22 protein-coding genes are annotated in these 20,413 nt (G+C 35.3%); 19 read left to right on the forward strand and 3 right to left on the reverse strand.

All coding sequences use genetic code 11. The features are described from left to right. Positions 1-126: 126 nt before the first annotated feature. Both dnaN and dnaA read right to left on the reverse strand, forming a co-directional pair. On the reverse strand, positions 127-1,272 hold the full coding sequence (gene dnaN / locus MKX66_RS19855) for a DNA polymerase III subunit beta (RefSeq protein ID WP_002016482.1): 1,146 nt from the start codon (positions 1,270-1,272) through the stop codon (positions 127-129). Between the two features lie 182 nt (positions 1,273-1,454). Then, complete coding sequence (gene dnaA, locus MKX66_RS19860; RefSeq protein WP_002016481.1) at positions 1,455-2,795, reverse strand: chromosomal replication initiator protein DnaA; 1,341 nt, start codon at positions 2,793-2,795, stop codon at positions 1,455-1,457. A 563-nt stretch (positions 2,796-3,358) separates the two neighbouring features. Between dnaA and rpmH the strand changes: the two genes are divergently transcribed. From rpmH to spo0J, 10 genes are all read left to right on the forward strand, one after another. After that, a complete protein-coding gene (gene rpmH / locus MKX66_RS19865; RefSeq protein ID WP_000831901.1) occupies positions 3,359-3,493 on the forward strand; it encodes a 50S ribosomal protein L34 in 135 nt (44 codons plus the stop codon). A 76-nt stretch (positions 3,494-3,569) separates the two neighbouring features. Continuing rightward, entirely contained in the window at positions 3,570-3,917 is a 348-nt protein-coding gene (rnpA, locus tag MKX66_RS19870; protein WP_002089963.1) for a ribonuclease P protein component, read from the forward strand. A 52-nt stretch (positions 3,918-3,969) separates the two neighbouring features. Next, positions 3,970-4,737, forward strand: coding sequence for a YidC family membrane integrase SpoIIIJ (gene spoIIIJ, locus MKX66_RS19875; protein ID WP_088040531.1), 768 nt, complete (start codon positions 3,970-3,972; stop codon positions 4,735-4,737). Further along, entirely contained in the window at positions 4,734-5,351 is a 618-nt protein-coding gene (jag, locus tag MKX66_RS19880; protein WP_002166368.1) for an RNA-binding cell elongation regulator Jag/EloR, read from the forward strand. Before spoIIIJ ends, jag begins: the two co-directional genes overlap by 4 nt. A 227-nt stretch (positions 5,352-5,578) precedes the next feature. Further along, positions 5,579-6,955, forward strand: a complete 1,377-nt coding sequence (gene mnmE / locus MKX66_RS19885) for a tRNA uridine-5-carboxymethylaminomethyl(34) synthesis GTPase MnmE (RefSeq protein ID WP_002034990.1) — start codon at positions 5,579-5,581, stop codon at positions 6,953-6,955. Positions 6,956-7,013: 58 nt separating this feature from the next. Then, entirely contained in the window at positions 7,014-8,903 is a 1,890-nt protein-coding gene (mnmG, locus tag MKX66_RS19890; protein ID WP_002016474.1) for a tRNA uridine-5-carboxymethylaminomethyl(34) synthesis enzyme MnmG, read from the forward strand. Between the two features lie 22 nt (positions 8,904-8,925). Beyond that, entirely contained in the window at positions 8,926-9,645 is a 720-nt protein-coding gene (rsmG, locus tag MKX66_RS19895; protein WP_002016472.1) for a 16S rRNA (guanine(527)-N(7))-methyltransferase RsmG, read from the forward strand. Positions 9,646-9,750: 105 nt separating this feature from the next. Next, positions 9,751-10,623 carry a nucleoid occlusion protein gene (gene noc, locus MKX66_RS19900; protein ID WP_002016471.1) on the forward strand — a complete coding sequence of 291 codons (873 nt, stop codon included), beginning with the start codon at positions 9,751-9,753 and terminating at the stop codon, positions 10,621-10,623. A 186-nt stretch (positions 10,624-10,809) separates the two neighbouring features. Then, complete coding sequence (soj, locus tag MKX66_RS19905; RefSeq protein ID WP_002016469.1) at positions 10,810-11,571, forward strand: sporulation initiation inhibitor protein Soj; 762 nt, start codon at positions 10,810-10,812, stop codon at positions 11,569-11,571. After that, positions 11,564-12,415: a stage 0 sporulation protein Spo0J gene (gene spo0J / locus MKX66_RS19910; RefSeq protein ID WP_170935246.1), complete on the forward strand. Its 852-nt coding sequence runs from the start codon at positions 11,564-11,566 to the stop codon at positions 12,413-12,415. The genes soj and spo0J overlap by 8 nt, the downstream gene beginning before the upstream one ends. Positions 12,416-12,435: 20 nt before the next feature. On the opposite strand, the gene yyaC is transcribed toward spo0J, so the two are convergent. Beyond that, positions 12,436-13,032, reverse strand: a complete 597-nt coding sequence (gene yyaC, locus MKX66_RS19915) for a spore protease YyaC (RefSeq protein ID WP_002089953.1) — start codon at positions 13,030-13,032, stop codon at positions 12,436-12,438. Between the two features lie 260 nt (positions 13,033-13,292). Here yyaC and MKX66_RS19920 point away from each other — a divergent pair, with 260 nt between their 5' ends. The 9 genes from MKX66_RS19920 (at position 13,293) to rplI (ending at position 20,404) form a co-directional block, all read left to right on the forward strand. Then, complete coding sequence (locus MKX66_RS19920) at positions 13,293-14,150, forward strand: mechanosensitive ion channel family protein (protein ID WP_002016466.1); 858 nt, start codon at positions 13,293-13,295, stop codon at positions 14,148-14,150. Positions 14,151-14,170: 20 nt separating this feature from the next. Then, positions 14,171-14,368, forward strand: a complete 198-nt coding sequence (locus tag MKX66_RS19925; protein ID WP_000436054.1) for a DUF951 domain-containing protein — start codon at positions 14,171-14,173, stop codon at positions 14,366-14,368. 115 nt (positions 14,369-14,483) lie between these two features. Continuing rightward, on the forward strand, positions 14,484-15,584 hold the full coding sequence (gene ychF / locus MKX66_RS19930) for a redox-regulated ATPase YchF (protein ID WP_002089951.1): 1,101 nt from the start codon (positions 14,484-14,486) through the stop codon (positions 15,582-15,584). A gap of 191 nt (positions 15,585-15,775) precedes the next feature. Further along, complete coding sequence (rpsF, locus tag MKX66_RS19935; protein WP_001233782.1) at positions 15,776-16,066, forward strand: 30S ribosomal protein S6; 291 nt, start codon at positions 15,776-15,778, stop codon at positions 16,064-16,066. A gap of 26 nt (positions 16,067-16,092) precedes the next feature. Beyond that, a complete protein-coding gene (ssb, locus tag MKX66_RS19940) occupies positions 16,093-16,614 on the forward strand; it encodes a single-stranded DNA-binding protein (RefSeq protein ID WP_000981963.1) in 522 nt (173 codons plus the stop codon). Between the two features lie 44 nt (positions 16,615-16,658). After that, positions 16,659-16,892, forward strand: coding sequence for a 30S ribosomal protein S18 (gene rpsR, locus MKX66_RS19945; RefSeq protein WP_000918874.1), 234 nt, complete (start codon positions 16,659-16,661; stop codon positions 16,890-16,892). Between the two features lie 81 nt (positions 16,893-16,973). Beyond that, positions 16,974-17,909, forward strand: a complete 936-nt coding sequence (locus MKX66_RS19950; RefSeq protein ID WP_215590547.1) for a YybS family protein — start codon at positions 16,974-16,976, stop codon at positions 17,907-17,909. Between the two features lie 78 nt (positions 17,910-17,987). Next, positions 17,988-19,961: a DHH family phosphoesterase gene (locus tag MKX66_RS19955; protein ID WP_002016460.1), complete on the forward strand. Its 1,974-nt coding sequence runs from the start codon at positions 17,988-17,990 to the stop codon at positions 19,959-19,961. Continuing rightward, the gene (gene rplI / locus MKX66_RS19960) at positions 19,958-20,404 is read left to right on the forward strand and encodes a 50S ribosomal protein L9 (RefSeq protein WP_002130186.1); all 447 of its coding nucleotides are present in this window, start codon (positions 19,958-19,960) and stop codon (positions 20,402-20,404) included. The genes MKX66_RS19955 and rplI overlap by 4 nt, the downstream gene beginning before the upstream one ends. Positions 20,405-20,413 lie beyond the last annotated feature (9 nt).

The following is a 20,413-nucleotide window of genomic DNA, read 5'->3' on the forward strand; positions in this document are numbered from 1 at the left end:
AATCGCTCACTTTCTGAAAGTGTTCATTCTTTCATTGTACTAAATAAACTAGCATTAGGAAAGTAATACCCCACAAATCAAATAAGGGTCACTAGTACCTTTACACTAGCAACCCTTAATCCTTACTTAGTAAGTACGGACTGGTAAAATTAATTGGATAATGGAATCATCATTTACTGTGCGAATTAAAAACGGTCTCATCGCTCCAGTAAAACTAACTTTAATTTCTGTACTATCTAAAGCCTTTAATGCGTCCATCATATATTTTGCACTAAAAGATATTTTTAATTCTTCTCCATCTACATTTTCACATTGAACCTCTTCTACTACCTTTCCGATTTCTGGTGCATTCGAGGAAATCTCTAACATCTGTTGTTCTAATGTCGATAATTTAACAACGTTGTTACGACCATCTCTTGCTAACAGCGACGCACGATCAATCGCTTGTAAAAATTCCTTTGTATTTACAAATATATCAGTTTTACTTTCAGCTGGAATTAAACGCGTTGTATCTGGATAATTTCCTTCTAATAATCTTGAGAAGAATAATAAATGTTTTGTACGGAATAATACTTGATACTCCGTAATAACGATATCTACCATTTCTTCAGATTCATCTAGAATTTTACTTAATTCACTTAAGCTCTTACCAGGAATAACGACATTCGCTTGAAATTCATCGGCAATATTATACCCTTCGATTTTTGCTTTGCGAAGTGCCAGTCTGTGACTATCTGTTGCAATACAAGTTAGCTCGCTGTTATATACCTTCCAGTTTACACCTGTCAAGATCGGTCTTGTTTCAGAACTTGAAACTGCAAATACTGTTTGACGAATCATGTGCTTTAGTAAATCTGTTGGAATCTTAAATACATGATGTTCTTCGATTTGTGGTAATAACGGATATTCAGCAGCATCTAAACCATTTAAGTTGAACTCTGATTTTCCAGATTTTATTTTTGTCATAAAATGATTTTCCACAGAAATTTCGACAGTTTCTTTAGGTAATTTTTTTACGATCTCACTAAAATATTTTGCTTGTAAAATAATACTTCCTGATTGTTTAATTTCCACAATTTCTTTTCCAGCATCTTCGACTGGGATAAATGATTCGATAGAGATGTCTGCATCACTACCTGTTAAAGTAACACCTTCTTCAGTTGCTACAACTTTAATCCCTGTAAGAATTGGAATTGTTGTACGAGAAGAAACTGCCTTCATTACATCTTGTACACTTCTTACAAGATAGTCTTTTTGTATTGTAAAACGCATAACGAAAAACCTCCGGTAAGTATAAGATTTTATTTATTTAATAAAGATAAAAAAGTAGTAGTAATAGTAATAGGGCTTGTGGATATGTGGATAACCCTGTTTAAAGATGTAAAAACAGTCTATCTACATGTGGATAGACTGTGCGTAAAACAAGCTAAGTTATTCACACTATTCAGCTACTACTATTTTAAAATATCCTTAACTTCTTCAACGTGTTTTTGTAATTGAGTATCCGTTTTTAATAGCTTCGAAATTTTTTCGTGAGCATGGATTACTGTTGTATGATCGCGGCCACCAAATTCTTCACCTATTTTTGGCAAAGATGAGTCCGTAAGTTCACGTGATAAATACATCGCAATTTGGCGAGGGAATGCAACGGATTTTGTCCGTTTTTTTGCTTTGAAATCTTCTAATTTTACTTGATAGACGCCCCCAACAGCCTTTTGAATATCAGAAATAGAAATAATTCTAGGTATAGAGTTTGGAATAATATTTTTAAGCGCTTCAGCCGCTAAATCAGCATTCATATCTTTATTAATTAAAGATGAATAAGCTACAACTCGAATAAGTGCACCCTCTAGTTCACGAATATTTGAATCGATTTGATTTGCGATATAAAGCATAACTTCATTTGGTATATCAAGACCTTCTGCTTTTGCTTTTTTACGTAAAATTGCGATTCTAGTTTCTAAATCTGGTGGCGTAATGTCCGTAATTAACCCCCATTCAAAGCGAGAACGAAGGCGATCTTCTAAAGTTGGGATTTCTTTTGGTGGTCTATCGCTTGAAATCACAATTTGTTTACTTTCTTCATGTAACGCATTAAATGTATGGAAAAACTCTTCCTGTGTTTGTTCTTTTCCAGCAAGAAATTGAATATCATCTATCAATAAGACATCTACATTACGATATTTATTACGAAAATCGACAGCTTTATTATCACGAATTGAATTAATAAATTCATTTGTAAATTTTTCAGATGATAAATATACAACTTTTGCATTTGGGTTGTGTTCAATTACATAATGCCCAATTGCGTGCATTAAATGTGTTTTTCCAAGTCCAACGCCCCCGTAAATAAAGAGCGGATTATAGGCTTTAGCTGGTGCTTCAGCTACAGCTAAAGAAGCAGCATGTGCAAAACGATTACCAGAGCCAATAACAAATGTATCAAATGTATATTTTGGGTTTAACATACTCTGTGGTAAGTGATTAGACTCATCATGTGCGTGTTTTTGCTTAACAGAAGGGAGATCTATATCCTCTTCTGCCTGACTTTGGGGAATGATAAAACGAATAGCTAGTTTTGCCCCTGTTAAATCATAAAGTGTTTCGGAGATTAGTTCCGAATAATGAGATTCTAGCCAGTCACGAGCGAATTCATTTGGAGCTGTAATAGTTAATACATCTTTTTTTAAGTTATGAGCAGTTGTTGATTTTAACCAGGTTTCATAACTTGGCTTGCTTACCTTTTTTTCTAATTCTTTTAAGGCACTATTCCATAAATCAGAGATATTTTCCAAAGGTGTCCCTCCTTTACAAAGATGGTAAAAGAATAAGGTTGCGCAACAATTGTACAACCTGTAAATATTTCTAGTGCATATTTATACGAAACGTATTTTAAAATATAAAAACGTCGTTAGTATCCGAGATAGAGTTTTCGACAAAATAACACATGTGGACAACTATTTACTCACATGTGATTTAAACTATCCACATGTTATACACAAATTGTGGATAAAATAAAGGTGTGGAAAACTTATTCAAAGTGAAAACACAACTATAATATCAAAAAAAAGCAGCTATAGCAATGAATTTAAGAAAGTTATCCACAAAATCAATACCTTGTGGAATAAACTTGTCCACAACACGATATACTGTGTAAAAGTAAAAAAAGAGTTTGTGGATACAAAAAAGAGAAAATATATTTATCCACAAGGAAATATAGGTACTGTGAAAAAGTTTGTGAATAGGTTAAAAATGAATATTTGATGAAAATTTCGAGAACCATTGACATTTTCCTATTTGATTTACTATAATTTATTAGACTGTCTTTAACAGATATTCCTCAGGGAGGTGTCATATAATGAAAAGAACTTACCAACCAAATAAACGTAAGCGCAGCAAAGTACATGGTTTCCGCAGCCGTATGAGCACAGCAAACGGACGTAAAGTGCTAGCAGCTCGTCGTCGTAAAGGAAGAAAAGTATTATCTGCGTAGACCACTGAACGTTCAGTGGTCTTTTTTTCTAATAATAATGAGTTTCCGCTGATGAAATACAGGAGTGTCAAATGATATGAAGAAAAAAAATCGTATAAAAAAGAATGATGAATTCCAGGCTGTTTTCCAAAAAGGACAATCGAATGCCAATCGCCAGTTTGTTGTATACAAATTAGATAAAGAAAAACAGCCGCATTTTCGCATTGGTCTTTCTGTTAGTAAGAAAATAGGAAATGCAGTAGTGCGTAATCGAATTAAGCGTATGATTCGCCAATCGATTATAGAATTAAAAGATGAGATAGATTCTGGAAAAGATTTTGTTATAATAGCAAGGAAGCCTTGTGCAGAGATGACATATGAAGAGTTAAAGAAAAGCTTAATTCATGTCTTTAAACGCTCTGGTATGAAAAGAATAAAAAAGTAGCGTAAGGAAATGAATTACACTATATACATACCGAAACAAGGAGGAGCAGGCTTTGAAAAAGAAAATAGGTTTATTAGCCATGGTTATTATGCTAATGGCAATTGCTACTGGCTGTAGTGAAACAAATCAACCGATTACACCGAAAAGCACTGGGATTTGGAATGAATATTTCGTATACCCGCTTTCTCAGTTAATCACGTATTTTGCAGAATTATTTGATAGTAATTACGGTTTAGCAATCGTTGTTACAACTCTTATCATTCGTTTTGCATTATTACCATTAATGATTAAACAAACGAAGAGTACGAAAGCAATGCAGGCGTTACAACCAGAAATGGTGAAATTAAAAGAGAAATATAGTTCTAAAGATCAAGCAACACAGCAAAAACTACAACAAGAAATGATGCAGTTATATCAAAAGAATGGTGTAAACCCATTAGCAGGATGTTTACCAATATTTGTTCAGATGCCTATTTTATTCGCGTTTTATCATGCGATTATGAGAACAACAGCAATTAGTGAACATACATTTTTATGGTTCGATTTAGGACAGGCGGATCCGTTCTATATCCTTCCAATTGTTGCAGCTATTACGACGTTTATTCAGCAAAAGCTTGCAATGGCAGGAACGGCTGGACAAAATCCGCAAATGGCAATGATGATTTGGCTTATGCCAATTATGATTTTAGTCTTTGCAATTAACTTCCCAGCAGCACTATCATTGTACTGGGTAGTTGGTAATATCTTTGGTATCGCTCAAATGTATATGATCAAAGGGCCTGACATTAAGGCTAGTAAGGCAGGAGGATCAAGCAAGTGAGTATGATTACTGCTAAAGGACAAACAGTCGAGCTGGCAGTACAAGATGCTTTAAGACAATTAAATGCTTCGAAAGATCGAGTAGATATAAATATTATCGATGAGGGTAAGAGGGGGTTCCTAGGTTTATTTGGGAATCGCCCCGCTGTTGTAGAAGTTGTATTGAAAAAAGATCCAATCCAAGAATGTGAAGAATATTTAAAAAATGTTATTCAAAATATGGGTGTGGAAGTTGAGATTAGAAAAATTGTAAAAGGACGCGAAGTTGAATTTACAATTTCTGGTGAAAATATTGGTGTTTTAATTGGTAAAAGAGGGAATACGTTGAATTCTTTACAGTATTTAACAAAGCTTGTTGCGAACCGTAATACAAAGCAATATATTGGTATTACACTGGATGCTGAAAACTATCGTAGTAAAAGAAAAAATACGTTAGAATCTCTTTCCTATCGATTAGCAAAACAAGTAGTGAGTACGAAAAAAAGAGTTGTTCTAGAACCAATGCCTTCTTTCGAACGAAAAATTATTCACCAAGCATTATCTAATCATCAAAATATCATTACAACTTCTGAAGGAAAAGAACCACATCGGTATGTTGTAATATCTTCCAAGTGACCGGTTACTCAATTGAGTGCCGGTTTTTTTGAGGAGAAAATAAATGTGGATAACTAAAAAACACTAAACTTATCCACTGTGAATAAGTTTAGTGTTTTTTACATAAGGACATAATAAAATGAGTTATTATTCTTTTGTAGATAGGTTCGTTATGGTATCCTAATAATTTAGTGACGGAAAAAATTCATGTTGAAATAGAGATAAATAAGCAAGTGAGGTGAAAGGACATGGAATTTGATACAATTGCCGCAATTTCCACAGCACTTGGGGAAGGTGCAATTGCCATTGTTCGAGTAAGTGGGGATGATGCGATTGAGAAAGTCGATCGTATTTTTAAAGGGAAGGATTTAACACAGGTTTCTTCTCATACAATTCATTATGGTCATATTGTCGATTTAGATACAAATCAAGTTATTGAAGAAGTTATGGTGTCCATTATGCGTGCACCAAGGACTTTTACGCGTGAAAATATAGTAGAAATTAACTGTCATGGTGGACTTGTTTCGGTAAATAAAGTATTACAGCTTATTTTAGCGCAAGGAGTACGACTGGCAGAGCCTGGTGAATTTACAAAACGTGCTTTTTTAAATGGACGTATTGATTTGTCACAAGCAGAAGCTGTTATGGACTTAATCCGTGCGAAAACAGATCGTGCTATGAATGTAGCGATTAACCAAATGGAAGGACGATTATCTAAATTAATCGGCCATCTGCGTCAAGAAATATTAGAAACATTAGCTCATATTGAAGTGAATATAGATTACCCAGAATATGATGATGTAGAAGAGATGACGCATAATATTTTAATTGAGAAAGCTACACATGTCCGTGCTGAAATTGCAAAGATATTAGAAACATCGAAGCAAGGAAAGATTTTACGTGAAGGCATTTCTACCGCGATTATCGGTAGACCTAACGTTGGGAAATCATCGCTATTAAATAGTCTTGTTCAGGAGAAAAAGGCAATTGTAACTGATATTGCAGGAACAACTCGTGATGTTATTGAAGAGTACGTTAATGTGCGTGGTGTACCACTTAAACTTATAGATACAGCCGGAATTCGTGAAACGGAAGATATTGTTGAACGAATTGGTGTAGAGCGTTCGAAGGAAATGATGAGCCAAGCAGACTTAGTGTTAATTGTAGTGAATTATAGCGAGGCTTTAACAAATGAAGATGAGGATCTATTCCGTGCCGTACAAGGAAAAGATTTCATTGTTATTGTAAATAAGACAGATTTACCGCAAGAAATTGATATGGAACGTGTTACAGATTTAGCGGTAGGAAATCGTGTTATTACAACATCTTTAATTGAGGAGCAAGGAATAGATGAGCTTGAAAAGGCGATAGCTGATTTATTCTTTGAAGGAACAATTGATTCTGCGGATATGACATACGTGTCTAATGCGAGACATATCGGATTATTAACACAAGCAGGAAGAACAATTAACGATGCAATTGAAGCGATAGAAAATGGTGTTCCGATTGATATGGTTCAAATTGATTTAACAAGAGCGTGGGAAATACTTGGTGAAATTACTGGTGATACTGTCCATGAAAGTTTAATTGACCAATTGTTCTCTCAATTTTGTTTAGGAAAATAAAGTAAAACTTTAATCAGAGATGATTTAGTAAGATAGAGGTTATTAGGAGGAATAAACAATGGGATACAATGCCGGTTCATATGATGTCATAGTAATCGGTGCAGGTCATGCAGGATGTGAAGCTGGTCTTGCGGCAGCACGAATGGGCTCAAAAACATTAATGTTAACAATTAACTTAGATATGGTAGCGTTCATGCCATGTAACCCTTCTGTTGGTGGACCAGCAAAAGGGATTGTTGTTCGTGAAATTGATGCATTAGGCGGAGAAATGGGACGCAATATTGATAAAACACATATTCAAATGCGTATGTTAAATACGGGTAAAGGACCAGCTGTACGCGCGCTTCGTGCACAAGCTGATAAATTCTCTTACCAGCATGAATTAAAGAAAACAATTGAAGAAACACCAAACTTAACGTTGTTTCAAGGTCTGGTAGAGCGTTTAATTATTGAAGATGGTGTATGTAAAGGGGTAATTACGCAAGCTGGTGCTGAATACACAGCGAAAACAGTTGTAATTACAACGGGAACATTTTTACGTGGTGAGATTATTATGGGCGATTTAAAATATTCAAGTGGTCCAAATAATCAGCAACCATCTATTACATTATCTGAACACTTAGAGGAACTTGGTTTTGATCTTGTTAGATTTAAAACAGGTACACCTCCGCGTGTAAACAGTAATACGATTGATTATAGTAAAACAGAAATTCAACCAGGTGATGATAAGCCACGTGCTTTCTCTTTTGAAACGACAAAATTTATTATGGATCAAATTCCATGTTGGTTAACGTATACAAGTACAGAAACACATCGTTTAATAGATGAAAACTTACATCGCTCAGCTATGTATTCTGGTATGATTAAAGGAACAGGGCCTAGATATTGCCCTTCAATTGAAGACAAGGTAGTAAGATTTAATGATAAACCACGTCATCAAATTTTCTTAGAGCCAGAAGGACGTAATACACAAGAAGTATATGTACAAGGCTTATCGACGAGCTTACCAGAAGATGTACAGCGTGCAATGCTTAGAACAATTCCTGGCCTGGAAAATGTTGAAATGATGCGTACGGGTTATGCAATTGAATATGATGCGATCGTACCAACTCAACTATGGCCAACACTTGAAACGAAAAAAATTAAAAATTTATATACAGCAGGACAAATTAACGGAACTTCTGGTTACGAAGAAGCAGCAGGACAAGGGCTTATGGCTGGGATTAATGCAGCGTGTCGTTCTTTAGGTAAAAAAGAAGTTATTTTAGGTCGTGCTGATGCTTATATTGGTGTTTTAATTGATGACCTTGTAACGAAAGGTACAAATGAACCATATCGTTTATTAACGTCTCGTGCAGAATATCGCCTATTATTACGCCATGATAATGCTGACCTTCGTTTAACTGAAGTTGGTCGTGAAATTGGCTTAATTAAAGAAGATCGCTATGAGCGATTTACAAATAAAAAGTTACAAATTGAACAGGAGAAGGAACGGTTAGAGAGTATTTTTATTAAACCGCGTCCTGAAGTTCAAGAATTAATTCGTAGTATTGGCGGAAGTGAATTGAAAGATGGAATACGTGCAAGTGACTTATTACGTCGTCCAGAGGTGACATATGAGCATATTCATCTTTTAGTACCAAGTGAAGTAGCATTAAGTGATGAAATTACGGAACAAGTTGAAATTCAGACCAAGTACGAAGGATATATCGAGAAATCTTTACAGCAAGTAGAACGTATGAAGAAAATGGAAAACAAAAAAATTCCTGTGGATATTGATTATGATGCGATTTCTAGCCTTGCCTCAGAAGCAAGACAGAAATTGAAAGATGTTCGTCCGCTTTCAATGGGGCAAGCTTCACGTATTTCTGGTGTAAATCCAGCTGATGTTTCAATTTTGCTTATTTACATTGAACAAGGAAAAATTGCACGAGTATCGAACCAATAACATAGTAAGGAGATATTGCTAGATGAACATAGAACAATTTCAATCTATGCTAGAAGAGAAGGGTATTTCCCTCTCTTCTAGACAGTTAGAGCAGTTCGGAATCTATTTTGAAACATTAGTAGAGTGGAATGAAAAAATGAACTTAACGGCTATTACGGAGAAAGAAGAAGTATACTTAAAACACTTTTTTGATTCTGTTACAGCGGCTTTTTATTATGATTTTTCGAAACCATTTTCTATTTGTGATGTTGGAGCAGGAGCTGGATTCCCAAGTATCCCTTTAAAAATCTGTTTCCCGCACTTAAAAGTAACAATTGTAGATTCATTACAAAAACGTATTAATTTCTTAAATCACTTAGCGCAAAAGTTAGAATTAAGTGATGTTGCATTTTGTCATGATCGTGCTGAAACATTTGGAAAAAAAGAAGGTGTACGTGAAGCATACGATATCGTAATGGCACGTGCAGTTGCACGTCTTTCTGTATTAAGTGAGCTATGTTTACCACTTGTAAAAGTAGGGGGAACATTCATTGCAATGAAAGGTGCAGCGGCGAACGAAGAAATCGAAAATGGCAAATATGCTTTAGAGGTACTTGGCGGAGAATTGAAAGAAATGTCTACGTTCCAATTACCGTTTGAAGAAAGCGAGCGTAATATTTTATTAATCGAGAAAAAGCGCAAGACACCAAAGAAATATCCACGCAAACCGGGAACGCCCAATAAATTACCTATTGAAAAATAAATCTTATTAGACGTAAGATTAAATTATATAAATGAAAACGTAAATGTTTCATAGGAAACATTTTATGTAGAACAGTCAATAGGCCTAAAAGGTGGTGGAATATGTATGAAAAATACGTTTTCTCGTTTATTTGGCTTTGGAGATAAAGAGAGCGAATTCGAATTACAAGACGAAAGCCATGAAGAAATAGCTAAAAAGGTATATGAAGAAATACAGGAAATTCCGATAGTAAACATTACCCCTAACCGTTATCAACCGCGAACAGTTTTTGACGATGCACGTATTGAGGAGCTAGCATTAACGATTCGTACGCATGGGCTTATCCAGCCGATTGTTGTGAGACAGTATGAGGATGATAAGTACGAGATTATTGCCGGGGAAAGGCGTTTCCGCGCAGCAACAAAGTTAGGGTGGGAAAAAGTCCCTGCAATAATAAAGAATTTAAATGATACTGAGACAGCTTCTGTAGCGTTAATTGAAAATTTGCAACGTGAGGAATTAACAGCAATTGAGGAAGCTGTGGCATATCAAAAGCTGATTGAGTTACATAATTTAACACAAGAAGCATTGGCACAACGACTTGGAAAAGGACAATCGACAGTCGCAAATAAATTGCGATTATTAAAATTGCCTGAAGAAATCAAAAGTGCATTATTAGAAAAAAGTATTACAGAACGGCATGCTCGCGCCCTTATTCCTTTGAAGAATGAGGAATTACAACTGAAGGTTTTACAAGAGATTGTGGAGAAGCAATTGAATGTAAAGCAAACAGAAGAACGAATTGCAAAGTTATTAGAAGAAGTAAAACCAAAGCGCAAAGCGAAGCAAAAAGCAGTAAGTCGAGATGCGAGAATTGCTATGAACACGATTAGACAATCATTACAAATGGTTGCTAATAGTGGTTTGAATGTTAATTCTGCGGAAGAAGAGTTTGATGAATACTATCAAATTACGATTAAAATTCCGAAGAAAAAATAATTACGTGCTAGAGACCTTATCCTATTGGAGAGGTCTCTTTTACTATATTTTCTTGTTAAAGCAAGAAGGAGTTTAGAAATAAATTTTGAAGTTTAATAAGGACGTAAAAGAAAAACTTTTATTTCATGTTACAATAAACGTAATTGTTTCTAGAATAAGAAAGAAAGGTTGAAAGTAGGTGACATCATGGGAAAAATCATTGCTATTGCTAATCAAAAAGGCGGTGTTGGAAAAACAACAACATCCGTTAATTTAGGGGCTGGATTGGCACAAGTAGGAAAAAAAGTCCTTCTCGTAGATATTGATGCTCAAGGAAATGCAACGACTGGTGTAGGGATTGAAAAGTCTGAATTAGATCAATGTATTTATAATGTTCTTGTAGAAGATGCAGATGTTCAAGGTGCCATACGGAAAACCGCAACTGAAAACTTAGATGTTCTACCCGCTACAATTCAATTGGCTGGTGCTGAAATTGAATTGGTACCAACCATTTCCCGGGAAGTACGCTTGCAAAGAGCGTTACAGCCGATTCGTGATGAATATGAGTATATTATTATTGACTGTCCCCCATCCTTAGGGTTATTAACGATTAATGCATTAACAGCAGCAGATTCTGTTATTATTCCTGTACAGTGTGAATATTACGCGCTGGAAGGGTTAAGTCAGCTATTAAATACAGTTCGACTTGTGCAAAAGCATTTAAATAAAAATTTAGCAATTCAAGGTGTATTGTTAACGATGTTGGATGCTCGTACAAATTTAGGAATTCAAGTTATAGATGAAGTGAAAAAATACTTTAGAGATAAAGTATATCGTTCGATTATTCCTCGTAATGTTCGCTTAAGTGAGGCACCAAGTCATGGAAAACCAATTATGCAGTATGACGCTAAATCAAGAGGAGCAGAAGTATATTTAGATTTAGCAGAGGAAGTGATTGCAGGTGGCTAAGGGATTAGGAAGAGGAATCAACGTGTTTTTTCCAGATTTAGATGTGAAAGAAGAAGAAACAATTCAGGAGATTATAGTAACTGAATTAAGGCCGAATCCATATCAACCACGTAAATATTTCAATAAAGAAGCGATTCAGGAATTAGCGGCTTCTATTAAAGAGCACGGTATATTGCAACCTTTAATTGCTCGAAAGAGTATTAAAGGATATGAAATAGTTGCAGGTGAAAGAAGATATCGTGCTGCTAAAGAGGCCGGACTTGAGAAAGTGCCTGCTGTCGTAAGGCAATTAAATGAGCAGCAAATGATGGAATTTGCTTTGCTTGAAAACTTACAACGAGAAGATTTAAATCCTATGGAAGAGGCAATGGCATATCAGATGTTAATGAACGAGCTAAATGTAACACAAGAACAATTAGCAAAACGTCTTGGTAAAAGCAGGCCTTATATCGCAAATTATACTCGTTTGTTAAGCCTCCCTTCATTCGTTCAAGATATGATTGCAAACGGTCAACTTTCAATGGCTCATGGAAGAACTTTACTTACAATAAAAGATGAAGAACAGTTGAAATCTTTATTGAAGCGAATTGAAAAAGAAGGACTGAACGTTCGCCAATTGGAACAAATTGTCCAGGAAATTAATCAACGTGTTTCACGTGAAACACAACAAGTGAAAAAAGAAAGAAATATATTTTTTGTAGAGCGCGAAACGTTTTTAAGAGAAAAGTTTGGTACGGATGTAAAAATTAAAGAAACGAAAAAAGAAAAAGGTAAAATCGAAATCGAATTTTTTAATAAAGAAGATTTAAATCGAATTTTAGAATTATTATCAAAGGGAAATTAAAAAGCAAACCATCTTATTGTTTATAGATGGTTTGCTTTTTTTAATGCAGATAATTTTTGATCGGTTTCTTTTATACTTTGTGCAATTACATCGGCCATCTTCATAACTAAACTTAGTCTTGTATTTTGAAGTACGAAAAACTCCATGAAACCATTTAAATTTACGATGCCATGAATATGCAAGTCACCAATTTCAGGTAATTTCTTATTCATCGCAGCTCCAGGTTTACTGGGGCCCTTTCCGGTAGTTATAGAACCGATACTTTGAGATTTTCCTAAACATGCATCAACAGCAATAATAAATGAAGTAGGGTTTTCTTTCTGTATATTCTGAATTTTTTCCTCTAGATTTAGTGCATGTATTGGTTCGTCTAGTGTGCCGAATACTTGAAGGTTTTTGATTTCAATTTGTTCTAGTTTAGTACCAACTAATGGACCAAGTGCATCACCGGTGGAACGGTCTGTTCCGATACAAACGAGAATGAGTGGCATATTAGTCTTAATGGGAATATGGGAAAGTAAGAAATTACTGATTGTCTCAGAGGCTTCTAAGTCATGATGCATAACATTTTGAGTTTCTTTTTCAAAAAAAGGTAAGCGAAAACTTCTAATATTCATGAAGCACCCATCCTTTTAATAAATTTTCACAATATGTTATATGGTGTGTGAAATGGAAAATTATAAGTGCATACTTTCTACAAACTGTGAATGAAAATGGAAATAATAGTACTAGTATATATATATTCGTTTCATTTTATACCTGAATGGAAGTTAACAAATGGAATTAAAGTCATAAATTTTTTTCAGAAATCAGAGAGAGTTCTGATACAATAATAAGGATAACTAAAAAGAAATTTTAGCTAGAGAGGTAGAGGGACATGGATTTAGCGTTGAAATGGTTTGAGTCCATTGATTGGACGAATATAGGTGTGAAGTCACTAAAAATAATCGTTATTTTAATACTTGGTGCAATCGTTGTGCGAGTTGCAAGGGCAATTGTACGAAATGCGTTTCGTATGGGAAGCCGTTCGCCGATTCAAATTTCAGAACGTCGTACAGTTACGGTAGCGAAGTTGCTTGAAAATATTGTGGCATACGTTGTTATGTTCATTATGTTAATTGCGATTTTAGGTGTGTTTGATATTAATGCATCAGGTCTATTAGCCGGTGCTGGGGTAATTGGTTTAGCAGTCGGTTTTGGTGCACAAAGTTTAGTTAAAGATGTTATTACAGGATTATTTATTTTGTTAGAGGATCAATTTTCAGTAGGTGATTATGTAAGAATAGGGCAATTTGAAGGAACTGTTTTGGAAATTGGACTACGTACAACGAAGATGAAAAGCTGGACAGGTGAAATTCATATAATACCAAATGGTAGTATTGTACAAGTAACGAACTTTTCCGTTAGTAATAGTGTAGCATTTGTTGATGTATCTATTTCTTATGAAAGTGATATAGTACGAGCGGAGCAAGTTATTGAAGATTTATTAGTAGAATTACCAGGAAAATATGAGAAAATGGTAACAACACCTCAATTGCTAGGTGTTCAAACATTGGCAGCGTCTGAAGTTGTATTACGTGTTATTGCTGAAGTTGAGCCGATGCAGCATGCAGTTATTGCGAGGGCTCTTCGCAAAGAGATTAAAAATCGTCTTGATTTACATGGGATTGAAATTCCATACCCACGTATGGTTTTATATAGTCGCGAAGAATTAGTTAGTGAAAAAGCAATTTAATAGTGGGAGGGATTTAGAGAATGGAGCAAAAGCAATATAACTTGTACGATGTTGTGGAAATGAAGAAAGCCCATCCATGTGGTGAAAATCGCTGGAAGATTATTCGTATGGGAATGGATATCCGCGTTAAGTGCGAGGGGTGTGACCATTCGGTAATGATTCCTCGAAGAGAGTTTGATCGCAAGGTAAAAAAAATACTTGTGAAGCACGAAGAATAGTGAAAAAGCAACGGCTGCAGTAGACAGCCGTTGCTTTTTTTCATTTGGTGGAAACTTGTCATTTTTTTCGTTACTATCTATAATGATGAAAGATTGAGACATAGGAGTGAAAAATATGGGATTAACGGCTGGGATTGTTGGATTACCTAACGTAGGTAAGTCCACTTTATTTAATGCAATTACACAAGCAGGAGCAGAATCTGCGAACTATCCATTCTGTACAATCGATCCAAACGTAGGGATTGTAGAAGTACCAGATGAGCGTTTAAATAAATTAACGGAATTAGTAGAACCGAAAAAAACTGTTCCGACTGTATTTGAATTTACTGATATTGCAGGTATCGTAAAAGGTGCGAGTAAAGGTGAAGGGTTAGGAAATAAATTCTTATCTCACATTCGTCAAGTAGATGCAATTTGCCAAGTTGTTCGTTGTTTTGAAGATGAAAATATTACGCACGTTTCAGGAAAAGTAGATCCAATTGATGACATTGAAACAATTAACTTAGAACTAATCTTAGCGGATTTGGAATCTGTTGATAAGCGTATCGAACGAGTTGCGAAGTTAGCAAGACAAAAAGATAAAGAAGCTGTATATGAGCATGAAATTTTAGTTCGTTTAAAAGAAGCTTTTGAAGAGGGAAAACCAGCTCGTACTGTTGAATTTACAGAAGAGCAAATGAAGATTGTTAAAGGCCTTCATTTACTTACAACGAAAGAAATGCTATATGTAGCAAACGTAAGTGAAGATGATATTATGGATCCTTCTGACAATAAATATGTACAAATGGTAAAAGAATTTGCAGCAAATGAAAATTCTCAAGTAATCGTTGTATGTGCAAAAATCGAAGAAGAAATCGCTGAGCTAGACGAGGAAGAGAAAAAAGTATTCCTTGAAGAACTAGGCATTGAAGAATCTGGTTTAGATCAATTAATTCGTGCTGCATATGATTTATTAGGACTTGCTACTTACTTCACAGCTGGTGTGCAAGAAGTACGTGCATGGACGTTTAAACAAGGTATGAAGGCACCACAATGTGCTGGCGTAATTCATACAGACTTTGAGCGTGGATTTATTCGCGCGGAAACAGTTTCTTATGATGATTTAATGACAAACGGTTCTATGACAGCTGCAAAAGAAGCTGGAAAAGTACGTTTAGAAGGAAAAGAGTATATCGTAAAAGACGGAGATGTTATGCACTTCCGCTTCAACGTTTAATTTAATATTTCCTAGGAAAAATAAAGATATGAGCTTGGCAAATATATTATGTGTTTGCCAAGTTTTTTACGTATTGGTGAGTTGATTCATATAACTTACTATGATATAATCTAAACTCGTGAGTAATTACTATAAATTAATTGCTCCTTGCCCATTATGGGCCGTTTAGACCAAAAGGAGGTGAAAGTGTAATGAGAAAGTACGAAATTATGTACATCATTCGTCCTGGCGTTGAAGAAGAAGCTCAAAAAGCTTTAGTTGAACGTTTTGCAGGTGTTTTAACAAACAATGGTGCAGAAATCATTAACACGAAAGAGTGGGGTAAGCGTCGTTTAGCTTACGAAATCAACGACTTACGTGAAGGTTTCTACATGATCTTAAACGTGAACTCTAACTCAGAGGCGATTAACGAATTCGACCGTTTAGCTAAGATCAACGAAGATATCCTTCGTCATATCGTTGTTAAAGAAGAAGAAAAATAATTGATATATAAGGGAGAGTGGTTCGATTGATGAATCGTGTTATCCTCGTTGGTCGTTTAACTAAGGACCCTGACTTACGTTACACGCCCAATGGTGTTGCAGTAGCTACTTTTACGTTAGCTGTGAATCGCGCATTTGCGAATCAACAAGGTGAGCGTGAAGCTGACTTTATTAATTGTGTAATATGGCGTAAACAAGCAGAAAACGTGGCAAATTATTTGAAAAAAGGTAGCTTAGCAGGCGTAGACGGACGTCTTCAAACTCGTAATTACGATGGACAAGATGGTAAACGTGTATATGTAACAGAAGTTCTTGCGGAGAGCGTACAATTTTTAGAGCCGCGTAATGGCGGTGGGGAGCAACGTGGTTCATTCAATCAGCAACCATCAGGAGCTGGTTTCGGTAACCAAAGCTCTAACCCATTTGGTCAATCTAGTAATTCAGGTAACCAAGGTAATCAAGGTAACTCTGGATTTACGAAGAATGACGATCCATTTTCGAATGTTGGTCAACCGATTGACATTTCGGACGACGATTTACCATTTTAATGGTGTGAATCGGCTATTTTTAACAAAGAATGGAGGGAATAGACATGGCAGGACGCAAAGGTGGACGTGCGAAGCGTCGTAAGGTGTGTTTCTTCACATCTAACGGCATCACTCGCATTGACTATAAAGATGTTGATTTATTAAAACGTTTCGTTTCTGAGCGCGGTAAAATTTTACCTCGTCGTGTAACAGGAACAAGCGCGAAATACCAACGCAAACTTACAGTTGCAATTAAACGTGCTCGTCAAATGGCACTTTTACCATATGTTGGTGAATAATAGCGTATGAAATGCACAGTAGAGTCGGACTCTACTGTGCATTTTGCTATGCTTTTCTTTTTTTGAAAGAGAGGTTAGATGATGAAGAATACGAAATTTATTACTGAGGGTGCAGCACTGTTAGCGATATATGCAATGTTATTGCTTATATCTATGTATGTTCCAATTTTAGGTACAGTTGTAACGTTTGCGTTGCCATTGCCATTTATATTGCTAACGATAAGATATAGATTATCTAACGCCTTTATAGTTTTTACTGCGGCGCTTTTTATTACTGTTATTGTCAGTCAGCCGATGAACCTAGTAAAGACAACTATGTTTGGATTGATAGGTATCGTTTTAGGATATATGTATAAAAAACGAAAAAAGCCGGTAGAAACTTTAATGGCGGGGACGCTTGTGTACTTAATTGGTATTATGCTCATTTATGTTGCGAGTATAAAGTTTTTTAACATAGATTTAATGAAGCAAATGCAAAATATGTTTAATGAAAGTATGGCGCAAAGTGAAAAGATAGTTACTGCTGCGAGTATGCCTATTAGTAAAGAGCAAAAAGAATTATTTACACAATTTAATGATGTGTTACAAACGTTATTCCCAAGTTTGCTTGTAATGGTTTCTGTATGTTTTTCTTGGATTACAGTTATGATATCAGGTAGTGTTTTGAGAAAACTAAAGCATGACGTTATACCTTGGCCTAAATTTAAAGATATACAATTACCAAAGAGTATTGTTTGGTATTACGTTATATTTATTTTGCTATCAACTTTTATAAAAGTAGAACCGACATCATATTTACATATGGTATTTTCTAATTTATATGTCATATTTGCTTTACTACTAGTACTGCAAGGTCTGACATTTATCGCTTTTATAGCGCATAGCAAAGGTTTTACGAAAGGTGTTCCTATTATTAGTTTTATTGTCTGCATGTTTATTCCGATGATGTTTCCTCTTGTAACAATCTTAGGTATAATTGATTTAGGGATTTCATTGCGTTCTAAAATAGGGGAATAAAATAATATTCCTTACACTATTTTAATTTGTTTAACTAACTGGAAAGTGAGTTAGTTTTACTTTATAGGAGTTGTATACATGCCTGAATTTTATAAGAAACAGTGGTTTTTATATCCTGTTTACGTATTGGCATTTTTTGTATTCGTGCTAATTTCACTCCTCTGTTACTTTCATTTAATTATGGGGATATCAGCCTTCTTTATCTTTTGTATTGTACTTTTTTTCGTTATACGATTCGAACTTACTTTTCAAAGGAATTTTGAAAAACATACGACAGATATGATTACAAGGGTAAAGAAAGTGAGTAATGAAGCATTTAACCAAATGCCAATTGGTATTTTGTTATACAATAAGGATTATGGGATTGATTGGGCGAATCCTTATTTATCATCATGTTTGGGGCAGCATGCATTAGCTGGTTGGCACCTTTACGATGTATCAGAAACATTACTCCTTTTTATTAAGGGGGAAACTTCTGACGATATAGTTTCTTTAAATAATCGTAAGTTTCGTGTTTTTGTAAGGAAAGAAGAAAAACTAATTTATTTCTTTGATGTAACGGAACAAACAGAAATTGAAAAGATGTATGAAGATCAACGCACTGTTTTAGCTGTTATTTATTTAGATAACTATGATGAAGTTACACAAGGATTAGATGACCAATTACGTACGAATATAACAAGTCTTGTGACGTCACGTCTAAATGAATGGGCTGTTAAGTATGGTGCATATTTGAAACGTGCATCTTCAGAAAGATTCTTCGTTGTACTAAATGAAAGTATTTTAGCGCAAATGGAGAAAGGGAAATTTAGTATTTTGGATCAAGTGCGTGAAGAAACATCAAAAAGGAATATACCACTTACATTAAGTGTTGGTGTTGGCTCAGGTGATTTACCTTTATCAGAGCTTGGAGCGATGGCTCAATCTGGTTTAGACCTTGCATTAGGACGAGGAGGAGACCAAGTAGCTATTAAACAAGCAACGGGTAAAGTTAAGTTTTACGGTGGTAAGACGAATCCGGTTGAAAAGCGTACTCGTGTACGTGCTAGGGTTATTTCGCATGCATTAAAGGATTTAGTATTAGAAAGCAGTAATGTCATTATAATGGGGCATAGAGCTCCTGATATGGATGCGATTGGTGCAGCGATTGGTATTTTAAAGGTAGCTCAATTAAATGAGCGCAAAGGATATATTGTATTAGATGAAAATGATTCTGATAAAGGAATCAAACGTTTGATGGATAAAGTGAAACAAAATGAAGAGTTATGGTCACATTTTATTACACCAGGGCAAGCGATGGAATTTGCAAATGATGATTCATTACTTGTTGTTGTTGACACGCATAAACCTTCAATGGTGATGGAGGAAAAACTGTTACACAAGATTGAAAATGTAGTAGTTATTGACCATCATCGCCGCGGGGAAGATTTCATTGAAGATCCATTACTTGTTTATATGGAGCCATACGCTTCTTCAACGGCAGAGCTTGTTACAGAATTACTTGAGTATCAACCGAAAAATTTAAAGATGACAATGTTAGAAGCAACGGCATTGTTAGCTGGTATTATTGTTGATACAAAAAGTTTTACATTCCGTACAGGCGCTCGTACATTTGATGCCGCTTCTTATTTACGCTCGCATGGCGCAGACACTGTACTTGTACAAGAACTTTTAAAAGAAGATATGGGTCAGTATTTACGAGTTGCAAAAGCCATTAAAAATGCGTACATTTATAAAAATGGAATTGCGATTGCTAAAGTTGATGGTGATGAATATTATGACCAAGTACTTATTGCACAATCAGCAGACACATTATTGACAATGACAGGTATCATTGCATCGTTTGTTATTGCAAAACGTGGAGAAAATTTCATTGGAATTAGTGGTAGATCTTTAGGTGAATTGAATGTACAGCTAATTATGGAGAATTTAGGAGGTGGCGGGCACTTAACAAATGCAGCCACACAAATGAAAAATGTTACAGTAGATGAAGCGGAGGAGAAGCTTCGATTTGTTATTGATGACTATTTACAGGGAGGCACACAATCATGAAAGTAATTTTTCTAAAAGACGTAAAAGGTAAAGGTAAAAAAGGAGAAATAAAAAACGTACCAGACGGTTATGCAAATAATTTCTTACTAAAACAGGGGTTAGCTGCCGAAGCGACAAACAGCAGTATGAAAACTTTAGATGCTCAAAAGCGCAAAGAGGAAAAAGATGCAGCAGCAGAAGTTGAGAATGCAAAAGAGCTGAAAGAAACATTAGAGAAATTAACTGTAGAAGTAAAGGCGAAATCTGGAGAAGGTGGCCGCTTATTTGGTTCTATCACGAGTAAACAAATTGTAGATGTAATGCAAAAGTCACACAAGATTAAACTTGATAAACGTAAATTTGAAATGGATGATGCAATCCGTGCATTAGGTTATACAAACGTCAATGTGAAATTGCATCCGCAAGTAACAGCAACAGTAAAAGTTCATGTTAGTGAACAATAAAAATAAATT

The sequence above is a fragment of the Bacillus sp. FSL R9-9530 genome (genome assembly GCF_038008145.1).
GTDB classification, from domain to species: domain Bacteria; phylum Bacillota; class Bacilli; order Bacillales; family Bacillaceae_G; genus Bacillus_A; species Bacillus_A mycoides.

What these genes read in the sequence shown, in the direction of transcription:
- rpmH (WP_000831901.1), top strand. Translation starts at nt 3,359, where the DNA reads ATGAAAAGAACTTACCAACCAAATAAACGTAAGCGCAGCAAAGTACAT.
- dnaN (WP_002016482.1), bottom strand. Translation starts at nt 1,272, where the DNA reads ATGCGTTTTACAATACAAAAAGACTATCTTGTAAGAAGTGTACAAGAT.
- rpsR (WP_000918874.1), top strand. Translation starts at nt 16,659, where the DNA reads ATGGCAGGACGCAAAGGTGGACGTGCGAAGCGTCGTAAGGTGTGTTTC.
- MKX66_RS19920 (WP_002016466.1), top strand. Translation starts at nt 13,293, where the DNA reads ATGGATTTAGCGTTGAAATGGTTTGAGTCCATTGATTGGACGAATATA.
- ychF (WP_002089951.1), top strand. Translation starts at nt 14,484, where the DNA reads ATGGGATTAACGGCTGGGATTGTTGGATTACCTAACGTAGGTAAGTCC.
- rpsF (WP_001233782.1), top strand. Translation starts at nt 15,776, where the DNA reads ATGAGAAAGTACGAAATTATGTACATCATTCGTCCTGGCGTTGAAGAA.
- yyaC (WP_002089953.1), bottom strand. Translation starts at nt 13,032, where the DNA reads ATGAATATTAGAAGTTTTCGCTTACCTTTTTTTGAAAAAGAAACTCAA.
- MKX66_RS19950 (WP_215590547.1), top strand. Translation starts at nt 16,974, where the DNA reads ATGAAGAATACGAAATTTATTACTGAGGGTGCAGCACTGTTAGCGATA.
- mnmG (WP_002016474.1), top strand. Translation starts at nt 7,014, where the DNA reads ATGGGATACAATGCCGGTTCATATGATGTCATAGTAATCGGTGCAGGT.
- rnpA (WP_002089963.1), top strand. Translation starts at nt 3,570, where the DNA reads ATGAAGAAAAAAAATCGTATAAAAAAGAATGATGAATTCCAGGCTGTT.
- MKX66_RS19955 (WP_002016460.1), top strand. Translation starts at nt 17,988, where the DNA reads ATGCCTGAATTTTATAAGAAACAGTGGTTTTTATATCCTGTTTACGTA.
- soj (WP_002016469.1), top strand. Translation starts at nt 10,810, where the DNA reads ATGGGAAAAATCATTGCTATTGCTAATCAAAAAGGCGGTGTTGGAAAA.
- rplI (WP_002130186.1), top strand. Translation starts at nt 19,958, where the DNA reads ATGAAAGTAATTTTTCTAAAAGACGTAAAAGGTAAAGGTAAAAAAGGA.
- noc (WP_002016471.1), top strand. Translation starts at nt 9,751, where the DNA reads ATGAAAAATACGTTTTCTCGTTTATTTGGCTTTGGAGATAAAGAGAGC.
- mnmE (WP_002034990.1), top strand. Translation starts at nt 5,579, where the DNA reads ATGGAATTTGATACAATTGCCGCAATTTCCACAGCACTTGGGGAAGGT.
- rsmG (WP_002016472.1), top strand. Translation starts at nt 8,926, where the DNA reads ATGAACATAGAACAATTTCAATCTATGCTAGAAGAGAAGGGTATTTCC.
- MKX66_RS19925 (WP_000436054.1), top strand. Translation starts at nt 14,171, where the DNA reads ATGGAGCAAAAGCAATATAACTTGTACGATGTTGTGGAAATGAAGAAA.